We start from the raw sequence: 11,769 nt of genomic DNA, 5'->3' as shown, positions 1-11,769 counted from the left end.
CCCTTCTATTATTTTACCTAACTGTCTGTTAACAAACGACAAGGCTAGTTGTAATAACCAGCCTTGTCATTAATTATATTTGATTATTCTTGTACTGTGAATAGAAGATTATTCAGCTAAAGCACTAGGAACTACGATCTCACCACTAATGATTTTTGCTTTGAACTCTTCTACTTTAGCAAGAATTTCAGCAGAGACATTTTTGCTTGAAGTTTCAGCAATACCTACACCATTGTCTTTCAAACTAAGAGTTTCAACTCCACCTTTAAATGTACCGTCAACAACTTCTTTGCTGACACGTTTAACAGCTTCATCTACACGTTTGATCATGGAAGTCAAAGTGATTTCGTCACCGAATTCAAGAGATTGGTCCTTGTCGACCCCAATAACCCATACATCTTCGCCTTTTTGCTTACGTGCTGTACCTTCATTGAAGACACCAGTTCCTGTTGCACCAGCGGCTGGGAACAAAATGTCTGCTCCATCATTATAATAAGTTGCTGCTTGTGTTTTACCTAGGTCCGGTTTGTCGAATGCGCCTGTATAGCTGATCATAACTTGGGCATTCGGGTTAACAGCTTCGATACCAGCTTTAAATCCAACTGCAAAGTTTTCAATAACCGGGATTTCTGCTCCGCCGATGAAGCCGATTTTATTTGTCTTAGTAGTAAGACCTGCTACCACACCAACAAGGAAAGATCCTTCATTTTCCGCGAAAGTAATAGATTTAACGTTTGGAGCATCTACAACTGCGTCGATAATAGCTAGATTAGCATCTTTATTTTGGTCAGCGACTGTTTTGATCGCTTCTCCCAAATCCATACCAATACCCCAAGTTAGGTTATATCCACCTTTTACGAATTTATTGAGGTTGGTTATATAATCATCAGGCTTAGTGCTTTGCAAGTAATCAACACTAATTCCATCCGAATCTTTAACAGCTTGAAGGCCTTCCCATGCTGATTGGTTGAATGATTTGTCATTAACTCCACCTACGTCTGTAACCATTCCCACTTTAACATCAGATTTTGTACCATTTCCTTCAGCAGCACCGCCATTGTTCGCTTCGTTCTTCTTGCCACATGCGGACAAGACTAGGGTTAATGCAAGTAGCATTACCATAGTTAGTTTGATTGATTTCTTCATCTATACTTTTCCCCCTTTAGAGTATAAGCCATACTTTTGGATGGCTCTAAGCACAATGAAGTGCTTGTCTGACAAATCTGATTATACAATTAAAAAAACGCAAAATCCAGATGTTATTGACCGTGGTTAAATAAATGTTCGGGATATTTATTGAGTAAGCGTTTTATTAGGAAAACCCTAACATTCAATGTTCGATTACAGGAAGTTTTAACCTAAATATTAATTAAATAAATCTGCCCTGAAAACTGAGGATTACGTATTTTTTTTGTTAAGGCTCAGGTTGTACGGTTAGTGGTTTCAGATCTTTTGTGGCCGGGCCCTCTAAGACATGCCCTTTATAATTAAATCTCGATCCATGGCAGGGACAATCCCAAGAACGTTCGCCGTCATTCCATTCCAACTCACAACCTAGATGTGTACATGTCGTATCCACCAGAAAAATTTTCCCGTCACTATCTCTGTATGCTCCGGCCCGTTTTCCGCAATGCTTCACAACAGAGCCCTCGTCAGTGCCTAGATCCTCTAGCTTCATATATACGTTTTCTATCTTTCCTGAGACCAACTCTTTCGCAACTATGGTGTTTTGCACTGCAAAGTTCTTGATGCTAGGATTCATTTTGAATCGTGAGGGGCTAAACAACTCCGTATAACGGTTCTCTTTACCAAGGATAAGGTCTCTGATCAAGAGTGCAGCGAGTGTTCCGGTAGTCATTCCCCATTTGCCATAACCAGTTGCTACGAATATGTTGGGGTGACGTGTGTTAAGGGCTCCGATATAGGGCACATCATCTAGTGTGATGAGATCTTGGGTAGACCAACGGTATGGAACTTTTGTGGCTTCAAACATCGCCCCGCCAAACTTTTCAAGTTCTTGATAATGACAGAGGGTACACTCGTTTGAACCTGTTCTATGAGATTCTCCTCCTATTAGAATAACCTCTTTACCGTTCATTTTGGCAGATCGTAGTGATCGTTTTGGTTTTTCACAGTTGATATACATTCCACCAGCATAAGAAAAATGGTTCTTCGGTTCCAGTGCTATGGCATAGGAGCGTTCCGCATGTAATCTTGTGAAGTACAACGAACCTCCATCAAAGAAAGGGAAGTGAGATGCCGATACAGCGTGATTACAAGTGATGATATGACCTGACATTGTTTTTAATGCGATGGAACCATCTTCACCTTGCTTGGCATAATCCTCCATCATCGTATTTTCGTATAGGATCCCACCATGCTCAGTAATGTAGTTAGTTAATGATCGTAAATAGAGAAGGGGATGGAATTGTGCCTGATTCCCCAGGCGGATCGCCCCCTTGGTTACTAGTGGAATAGGGAGGGTTTCAGTCCATTCTCCAGGAAGTTCAAGCTGCTCATAAGCCTGCCATTCCTTATGTAGTTGTTCAGCTTGTTCATCTGAGTCGGCGTACAGATAGGCATCCTCCTGTTGTAAATGGCAATCAATGTTCTCTTCTTGAACCGTATTTTTAATGAATTGAAGTGCTTCTTCATTGGCCTCGTAATACAATCTGGCGGACTCTTCCCCGAAATGATGAATCAATTTACTATAAATCATTCCATGTTGGGAAGTAATTTTGGCGGTTGTATATCCAGTTGCCCCATCAAGAATCGTAGCAGCATCAAGAACTACGACTTTTAGTCCGGCTTTGGTTAGTACATAAGCCGTAGTAATACCTGTAATACCTGCACCAACAACAGCGACATCAGCTTTGATATCCTTATTTAGTTGGGGGAAGGAAGGTAAGGACGAAGTTTCTCTCCAGAGAGATTCCGGGAATTTAGGCAAGGCAGGTAAATTTTGCAGTAAATCATCTTTGTTCAAGTTATGTTCCTCCTTATTTTTAAAAGTAACTCATCTTAAAAACCGTATTGATGAGAAACTTTGCTCACTAGTGAGTTCGTGTACTTTTCATAGTATGAGGAAAATGTGCATGGAACATACGGCCGTGGAGACAAACTAAGCGAGGATCAACCCATTGACGACGCATGCAATAAGACTTATACTAATTCTAAATTAAAATAAAATTACAGGGATGATATATATGATGAGAGCATTGAATCTAACAACACAACGTAAGGCCGTATTTGATGTGATTCGTAATGCTCATGACCATCCGACTGCGGCAGAGGTAATGAATCGTTTGGTAGAACAGGGTTTCAATTTTGCCTATGGAACGGTTTATAACTCACTGAGGTATTTGGTTGATAAAGAGATGATCCGCGAATTAAACTTGGGCGAAGCTGCTAGTCGTTACGATGCTAAGCTCGACGATCACCAGCACATTCTTTGTGAGGTGTGTGGGCGCGTTGATGAGGTGATGACCCAAATTCCTGAGGAATGGAACATTGAAGTATCCAAAGAGACGGGATATGATGTGCATCATGCTCATGTCGTTTTCGGGGGGGTGTGTTCGGAGTGTCAGCAGAGGAAGTAAAGAGTACAGGACATCATTCTGGGAACATTACTCCGTTCCAGCGGCGTCCGATAGATATGGATGGAGCAACTTTAGACTCAGAACAATTTATGGAGATGCCGGATGCTTGTCCGATTACCCAACGGGTCATTATCGTCAGCTCATTTCCGAGTGGAATTCATGAGTTGGTTCGGGACCTTTCTGATGGTTGTTTCGATGTGCTTGTATTCCATCATTGGGAGCAAGGGATACGTAACGCCTTAGGTGCAGACTTGTTGATTTTTGATTTAACACCTTACGTTAACAACGAAGAGATGTTTGCGATCAAATCATTAGTACTGCAGGAAACAGAGGACATCCCTTCTTTGATCCTTGTGAAAGAATCTATGCTGTCCCGATTGGATCAAGGGCTGCAAAATCAGGAGCTGTTAGTATGGCCTGCACGTCCTCAGGAAGTTCTCTATCATGCTCAGCGTATTATCCGTAATGGTGAGAAGCGCAAATCAGCTTCAAGGCTACTGGTAGGAACATCGCCGGCTATCTACAAAGATCTGTGGATTGACCGTAAGAAGATGTCAGTGTACCGTAGTGGGGCCAAGATTGAGTTGACGAAGACTGAATACGAGTTATTGGTCAAACTTTTGGAACAAGAAGGTGCGGTTCTATCACGTGAGGAACTGCTGGAGCAAGTTTGGGGCACCTCTTTCCTGGGTGGAAGTAACGTTGTTGATGTGCATATTAAGAGCTTGCGCAAAAAACTAGGCGATCGTGCCGCAAATTCAGTCTATATCACGACCGTTCGCGGCGTGGGATACCGATTGGCGGATTGATGGGATATTTACAATCATGATCTTCGTTAAATGGCCGTCCATCTCAATTGATGGACGGTCTTTCTATATTTACTTCACATCCCGTGTCGTTTAAGCTGGAATTAGGGTAAGTTGCTTTTAGTAGCTGAAGCGGGGGGAGTATTTATGTCACGAAGATTAGAAGGTAAAAGGATAGCATTGACAGGGCCACGTCGAGCGGAGGAATTGGGTAAGCTAGTAGAGAACCTGGGCGGGGTTCCGTTGTATCGACCTGCACAGGGGACAGTACTCCTAAAGGACATTGATTTACGAAATGCTATTCTCTCCTGGGTAAATGATCCACCAGATTGGTCTATATTTACTACAGGTGTGGGACTGGACGCTATGTTTGATATGGCGGAAGATATGGATGTAGCACAGCAACTTTGGGACAACCTAAAGGTAACGTCTATCGCTGCTCGAGGATATAAGACGGCTAATACATTGAAGAAACGTCAACTTACACCGCTGGTCCGTGATGATGACGGTAGTACGGAAGGATTAATTCGTGAACTTGGCGCACATGATATGCGAGATAAATCAATCATGTTACAGCTTCATGGGGATCCTGCTCCACGCCTAGTGAGTTGGTTAGAAGAACAGGGCGGTAGATGTACTCCAATTCTCCCTTATCGTCATATTGCACCCCCTGAAGGTGCACTAGAACAGCTTCTATGTGATATTATGGAGGGCAAGGTTGATGCTGTAACCTTTACAAGTGGTCCACAAGTTAAGTTTCTATTGGAGTATGCAGACAAACAGGGGTGTTTACAAGGATTGATTGAAATGCTGCGTGGCCCGGTTATTTCCGTAGCGGTCGGCAAGGTAACAGCACGTGGGCTTTACGAGGCTGGAGTTCCCCGAGTAGTAGCACCCAAGGAAGAACGAATGGGCAGCATGATGATTGAGCTAGCCCGTTATTACGCCGGTGAAGACGGACCCTTATCCATGGAAGGGTCGCATGAATCGGACAATTAGCAGGTCTAGGGTTATAGGAGGACATACACATGATGAACAAGAAAAAAGCACTTTTGATTGGCGATTACACTCATCCCAAATTTCATCCTCTTCAGGGAGTAGATGAAGAAATTACGCGTATTTTGCAAGAGAGTCTTACAGTGCAATGTAGTGAGAATAAGCAATTATTAGAGAAAGAGAATATAGAAGCCTTCGACTTATGTATTTCCTATCATGATAGTTGGGCAGAAAAGGTTTCCTCTAAGCAAGCGGCAGGGCTGCTGTCTTTTGTTAGTGGCGGTGGTGGGTTACTCGTTCTTCATAACGGCATTGTACTTCAGAAGAAGTATGAGCTCGCACAATTAATTGGGGCTAAGAATACAATACATCCAGCTTTTTGTGATTTGGAAATGAGGATCACCGCTCCAGAGCATGATATTATGCTGAATATAGAACCATTTGAAATTAAAGATGAACCTTACCGGTTTGAGTTTGATCCTTTTAATGAAACAACGATTCTGATGGAATATAATTTGGATGGAGAATGGCATCCAGCGGCCTGGGCTCATCGTTATGGCTTAGGCAGAGTTGTATATCTTCTACCTGGACGTGACCAGGCAGCATTTCAGCATCCAGAATACCGTAAGTTGGTTCTTCAGAGTGCGAAATGGGCAGCAAGATGTCCGGGTTAGAACCCAGCACAATATTGGATATTAAATCAATTAAAATGCTTAAGTAACAGATAATAGGCAGTTTTGTCCGGCATTCCGGCCGTTATCGGAAATTGCCATGGCGCTAGTCGCCATGGCTTTGGTTATTAAGGAAAAGTATTTCGGGTCAATCTCTGTTACAATAAAAGGGTCCCGAAATCCAAGCGTTCCTTTCTGAATAATGGACAAAGGTGCACGAAGATGCGAACAATCGCATCTATCAAAATATGAGGTGAGTACTTTTGACAACATTTAAACAATGGGGCATCACCCCCGCCCTTCTTGATATATTAGATAAACAAGGCATCGTAAAGCCTACTCCGGTCCAGGAGGCCGCAATTCCGGCCCTACTATCGGGAGAGGATGTTATTGCTCAAGCCCAGACGGGTACGGGGAAGACATTGGCATTTTTGCTGCCAATCATAGAGAAAATTCGTGTAGATCGCAGTGATGCACAAGCGCTGATTATTACACCTACACGTGAGTTAGCGATTCAAATAACTGCCGAGGCGCGTAAATTAACAAATGCCAAGGAAGGACTGTCTATTCTAGCGGCTTACGGAGGACAGGATGTAGAGCGTCAACTCCGCAAATTGAAAAGTGGAACCCAATTAGTTATTGGTACACCAGGTCGATTGCTGGATCATTTACGTCGTGGCTCACTCAAGTTAGGATCCATTAAAATGTTGGTATTGGATGAAGCAGATCAAATGCTTCATATGGGTTTTCTAGCAGAAGTAGAAAGTATTATTCGTATGATACCGAGAAGTCGCCAAACCATGTTATTCTCTGCGACAATGCCTGACAATGTGAAGAGACTGGCCAAAACATATATGGACCAACCCAAGGATATCCGGATCACTGAAACTTCACGTGTAACACTGGATAGTATTCAGCAAATTGTGGTGGAAGTTACAGATCGGGGGAAACAACAAGCCCTGATTGAAATGATTCGTACTAATCGTCCATACTTAGCGGTTATTTTCTGCCGGACGAAACGACGGGCTAGTATGCTTAATGAGGCATTACAAGAGGCGGGATTCGCTTCGGACGAGTTGCATGGCGATTTGTCGCAGTCCAAGCGTGAGCAAGTTATGCGTGCTTTCCGCGAGGCGAAGTTGGAACTGTTGGTTGCGACGGATGTTGCTGCCAGAGGCATCGATGTTGAAGGTGTGACTCATGTCTTCAATTACGATATACCACAGGATGCGGATAGCTATATCCACCGGATCGGCCGGACGGGGCGTGCTGGAGAGAAAGGGATCGCTGTTACATTTGCTTCCCCGAGGGATATTGAATCGTTGCGGCTGATTGAGAAGGGGATCTCCGCTCGGTTGGAGCGACCAGGTGGTAGTAGCAGTAGCAAGACAGTGGATCGGGCAAGAAATGTCTCTGCGAGTCGGGATGCAAGTAGATCTGAACGTGGCCGGACAAAGAGCGAAGCTGGAGGCCGGGATAAATTCCGCCGTGGAGAAAGTAAAGACAGTTCTCGCGGAAGACGCAATTCGACTAGTGGATCGCGTGATGACCGTAGTGGAGGTCAGGGTGGAGAGAGCCGTGTAGCACGTGGTGGGGAAGGAAGAGGCCCTGCTGGACCAACTGATACTAAACGTGGCCCGGGTGGTCAAAGCAAACCGGATGGTTATAAACGTGGACCAGGAGGTCAAGGCAGACCTGATAGTGTGAAGCGGGGATCAGGAGGTCAAAGTAGACCTGATGGTGCTAAGCGTGGACAGGGTGGTACCCGGAACAGTGGTAGTGATCGTGGAGTCCGCAAAGGACGTTAATGCTAAATAGCTTACGATAATTACCCCAGTGTAAATTTTTCTTGAGTGTAACCTAATAGTGCATGAATACGTCTGAATTAATCAGATGGAACTAAAGTCTTTACTAACAGAATCCCATCGGGATGAAGGAGCCTCTTTCTTTAGTTCATTCTATATTGATAACTAACCTGGAATTGCAGGGTATATAGGGGGAACCAACTTTGAATAAATGGATCACAACCGTCGTCGTTCTTTTTGTAGCAGCTGTATTGGTGGTAGGCTGCGGATCGAAGAACTCGGCGCTGCCAGTTACCGGGACAAACACAGGTCAATCCGGGATTACAGACGGAAACGCTGTGTCTCCTGATAATGAGGAAAGTGATACCGTAGACACGCCTACAGATAATGGTGACTCCTCTACAGAGGGGCAAACTCCATCGGACTCTCAGGATAAGGGACCAGATCTCGCGGCGGCTGCGGATGCTGAGAGTGTTGCAGTGCTAGTTAATAAGGAATTCGCGTTGCCAGAAGATTATAAGCCAGAAGACTTAGTATATCCCGATGTTCGGTTTACTTTTAAAGAAAAGATTGAAAAGCGAATGATGCGTAAAGAGGCTGCACAGGCATTAGAGGAACTTTTTGCTGCTGCGGAGAACGATGGCGTGTATTTAGCTGGGGTTTCTGCCTATCGCTCTCATAGTACCCAGACCTCCTTGTTTAATCGGTATGTAGCGAAGGACGGGGAAGAAAAGGCCAAAACTTATAGCGCTGTTCCAGGTCATAGTGAGCACGAAACAGGTCTTGCTATCGATGTGTCTGGTAGTGACGGTAAGTGTGCTGCTGACGATTGCTTTGGTGGCACAAAGGAAGCCAATTGGCTCGATGAACATGCTACTGAAAATGGTTTTATTATCCGTTATCCAGATGGCAAGGAATCCATTACGGGCTACAAGTATGAACCATGGCATCTGCGCTTTGTCGGTAAGGAAATTGCGGCAGAAATTGCTGAAAGGGATATTACTCTCGAAGAATATTATGATGCTGTACCCGTAACTGGAAAATAATAATCTGTCTCATCTATGGTGAAGGCTGCCCTCAAGTTAGATTGTATCTACTTAGGAGGCAGCCTTTTTTGTGTGAACAATTTGAAAACTATCCCTCAATAATTTGCATTGTGATAAATATCACACTATAATAGATACATAAGGTGAATTAATTCACAAAAACATGTATTTACAAGTGACACTTTTCACAATATATACCCTAAGGGGTGAAAACCTTATAAATTGGGGAACTTGGAGGAGGAAGAAATTATGAAAGTAGCAGTTATCGGATGTACACACGCGGGCACAGCAGCCATTGTTAATACGGCTAAGTTATATCCAGAAGCAGAAATTACGGTGTATGAGAGAAATGATAATATCTCTTTCCTATCATGTGGGATTGCTTTATATGTTGGTGGAGTAGTGGAAGACGCTGGAGGCTTGTTCTACTCTTCACCAGAGCAACTTGCTGAGTTGGGAGTAACAACAAAGATGCAACATGAAGTGACTTTTGTAGATACAGCATTGAAAACCCTTCGAGCTCGCAATCTACAAACAGGAGAAGAGTTTGAGGAGTCTTTTGATAAGCTTATCGTGACGACAGGATCTTGGCCGATCATACCGAAGTTTGAGGGAATTGAACTCGAGAACATTGTGCTCTCAAAGAATTTCAATCACTCTAACACGATCATTGAGAAGGCAAAGAAGGCGCGTAATATCGTCGTGGTGGGTGCAGGATATATCGGTGTAGAGTTGGTCGAGGCATTTGAAATGAATGGTAAACAAGTTACTTTAATTGATGCAGAGGATCGAATTCTTAGCAAGTACTTGGATCCTGAGTATACAGATAAGATTGAACAATCCTTAAGCGAGCATGGTATTAAACTGGCCCTTGGAGAGAAAGTAACACGGTTTGTAGGGGAAGACGGGAAGGTAGGCAAAGTCGTTACAGATCAGGGTGAACATGAAGCTGACCTTGTTATCCTATGTATCGGTTTCCGTCCGAATACAGAATTATTGAAGGGTCAAGTTGAGATGATGGACAATGGGGCAATTATCGTCGACGAATACATGCGCACTAGTACGCGTGATGTATACGCAGCAGGTGATAGCTGCGCTATACTGTACAATCCTACGGGTAAGCATTCGTACATTCCACTTGCTACGAACGCAGTACGTATGGGGACACTCGTAGCTCGGAACCTTGTGACTCCGACAGTGAAATATATGGGTACTCAAGGCACTTCAGGGATTAAAATTTATGAAGATAACATCGCAGGAACTGGAATGACGGAAACAGCGGCGAAGCATGCTGGGATACAGGCGGAAGCAGTACTTATTAACGATAATTATCGTCCGGAGTTTATGCCAACACATGAATCTCTTATGCTGAAGGTCGTATATGAAAAAGATACAAGAGTAATCCTTGGTGCTCAAATCATGTCGAAGGTGGATCTGACACAATCCATTAACACTATTTCAGTTTGTATTCAGAACAAAATGAAGATGGAAGAGCTTGCGTTCATCGATTTCTTCTTCCAACCGCATTATAACAAGCCTTGGAATTTCCTGAACAGCGCAGGTCTTGGGGCATTACCAGAGGTTCCAGCTAGAGAAGTTACTCGTGTATGATCGATAATTTGAATGAATAATAGAATGCCTGACAACGGCCATCTATAGGGAGAGATCCCTGAGGTGGTCTTTTGTATGAAGAGTGTGCAAAGGATGTCTTGGCTAGCTACATGAAGTCTTGTTTGAATGAAATGTGAAATATTTCACCCTAATGAAAGCGCTAACGTGATCTTTGTTACTTTTCGGGCGATGACCGAAGCTATACAATTATAGTAGAATTCATAATAACGAGATATGAAGCATAAAAGGAGATTAAACCATGGCATATTACAAACCTCAGCAGATTGCGGCGATCACTGTAGAGAACGGTGTAAAAAAAGCGCACAATCATTTGCTTACGGTGTTGATTTTAGGATTTCTGGGTGGAGCGTTCATTGCTCTTGGGTTTCTGCTAGATATTCGCGTGATTAGCACTGCTCCCAAAGAATGGGGCAGTTTAGTTAACTTTGTTGGAGCTGCTGTGTTCCCGGTTGGCTTGATTCTAGTTCTACTCGCTGGTGGCGAGCTGTTGACAGGTAATATGATGGCTGTTCCACTGGCGCGAATGAGTAAGAAGATTTCGACGGGTGAAATGTTCAAAAATCTCGTGCTTATTACAATCAGTAATTTTGTTGGAGCTTTATTCGTAGCGTATTTTTTTGGTCACGTTGTCGGATTGACTTCAAGTGGAGCATATCTAGATAAGCTTGTTGATATGGCGGGTCACAAGATCGATGATAGCTTTCTTCAAGCTTTCGTTTCAGGTATAGGATGTAACTGGTTAGTGGCTTTGGCTGTATGGCTGTCCTATGGAGCGGACAACATGAGTGGCAAAATTATGGGGATATGGTTCCCGACCATGGCTTTCGTTGCTATTGGCTTTCAGCACGTCGTGGCTAACATGTTCCTTATTCCAGCAGCAATTTTTGAAGGATATTTCACTTGGGGAGATTATATAAGAAATTTCGTTCCCGTATGGCTCGGTAACTTGACCGGTGGCGCGATATTTGTGGCTGCAGCATACTGGGTAGCCTATCTGAAAGATCCTGCGGGTGAGAAGGTAGCTACTGACCAACATGGTCAAAGCTCCAAGTCCGTAGCAAGCAAGTAGTTAAGAAGTGGTACTAAAAGTACTTGCCTAGACTTACGTTTTAAGCGATACTATCATAATCTGGTCAGCGACGGTTATATGCATGAAAAGGGGGCCTCACAAGGGCAATGTCATTAAGATAAGCTCAAAACGAAACCGAGAATAA

The 11,769-nt window shown here is 43.6% G+C and carries 10 protein-coding genes; 8 read left to right on the top strand and 2 right to left on the bottom strand.

All coding sequences use genetic code 11. The features are described 5' to 3' along the window. Window positions 1-108: 108 nt before the first annotated feature. Both EJP82_RS18905 and EJP82_RS18900 read right to left on the bottom strand, forming a co-directional pair. Window positions 109-1,146: a BMP family lipoprotein gene (locus EJP82_RS18905; RefSeq protein ID WP_127193632.1), complete on the bottom strand. Its 1,038-nt coding sequence runs from the start codon at window positions 1,144-1,146 to the stop codon at window positions 109-111. 268 nt (window positions 1,147-1,414) lie between these two features. Continuing rightward, window positions 1,415-2,986: an FAD-dependent oxidoreductase gene (locus EJP82_RS18900; RefSeq protein WP_246054275.1), complete on the bottom strand. Its 1,572-nt coding sequence runs from the start codon at window positions 2,984-2,986 to the stop codon at window positions 1,415-1,417. A gap of 223 nt (window positions 2,987-3,209) precedes the next feature. Between EJP82_RS18900 and EJP82_RS18895 the strand changes: the two genes are divergently transcribed. The 8 genes from EJP82_RS18895 to EJP82_RS18860 all read left to right on the top strand — a co-directional run bounded on the left by EJP82_RS18895 (window position 3,210) and on the right by EJP82_RS18860 (window position 11,624). Next, the gene (locus tag EJP82_RS18895; RefSeq protein WP_127193721.1) at window positions 3,210-3,599 is read left to right on the top strand and encodes a Fur family transcriptional regulator; all 390 of its coding nucleotides are present in this window, start codon (window positions 3,210-3,212) and stop codon (window positions 3,597-3,599) included. Next, window positions 3,581-4,408: a response regulator transcription factor gene (locus EJP82_RS18890; protein WP_246054273.1), complete on the top strand. Its 828-nt coding sequence runs from the start codon at window positions 3,581-3,583 to the stop codon at window positions 4,406-4,408. The genes EJP82_RS18895 and EJP82_RS18890 overlap by 19 nt, the downstream gene beginning before the upstream one ends. A 144-nt stretch (window positions 4,409-4,552) precedes the next feature. Further along, on the top strand, window positions 4,553-5,404 hold the full coding sequence (locus EJP82_RS18885) for a uroporphyrinogen-III synthase (protein ID WP_127193631.1): 852 nt from the start codon (window positions 4,553-4,555) through the stop codon (window positions 5,402-5,404). Between the two features lie 32 nt (window positions 5,405-5,436). Then, window positions 5,437-6,075, top strand: a complete 639-nt coding sequence (locus EJP82_RS18880; protein ID WP_127193719.1) for a ThuA domain-containing protein — start codon at window positions 5,437-5,439, stop codon at window positions 6,073-6,075. Between the two features lie 260 nt (window positions 6,076-6,335). Beyond that, complete coding sequence (locus tag EJP82_RS18875) at window positions 6,336-7,880, top strand: DEAD/DEAH box helicase (protein ID WP_127193630.1); 1,545 nt, start codon at window positions 6,336-6,338, stop codon at window positions 7,878-7,880. 200 nt (window positions 7,881-8,080) lie between these two features. Further along, complete coding sequence (locus tag EJP82_RS18870; protein ID WP_127193629.1) at window positions 8,081-8,923, top strand: M15 family metallopeptidase; 843 nt, start codon at window positions 8,081-8,083, stop codon at window positions 8,921-8,923. Window positions 8,924-9,172: 249 nt separating this feature from the next. Next, window positions 9,173-10,534, top strand: coding sequence for an FAD-dependent oxidoreductase (locus EJP82_RS18865; RefSeq protein ID WP_127193628.1), 1,362 nt, complete (start codon window positions 9,173-9,175; stop codon window positions 10,532-10,534). A gap of 259 nt (window positions 10,535-10,793) precedes the next feature. Next, the gene (locus EJP82_RS18860) at window positions 10,794-11,624 is read left to right on the top strand and encodes a formate/nitrite transporter family protein (RefSeq protein ID WP_127193627.1); all 831 of its coding nucleotides are present in this window, start codon (window positions 10,794-10,796) and stop codon (window positions 11,622-11,624) included. Window positions 11,625-11,769 lie beyond the last annotated feature (145 nt).

This window comes from Paenibacillus anaericanus, assembly GCF_003994475.1.
In the GTDB taxonomy this organism is placed as follows: Bacteria; Bacillota; Bacilli; order Paenibacillales; family Paenibacillaceae; genus Fontibacillus; species Fontibacillus anaericanus.
The sequence above is the reverse complement of the archived record's forward strand: the minus strand, read 5'-3'. Positions and strand labels throughout refer to the sequence as shown.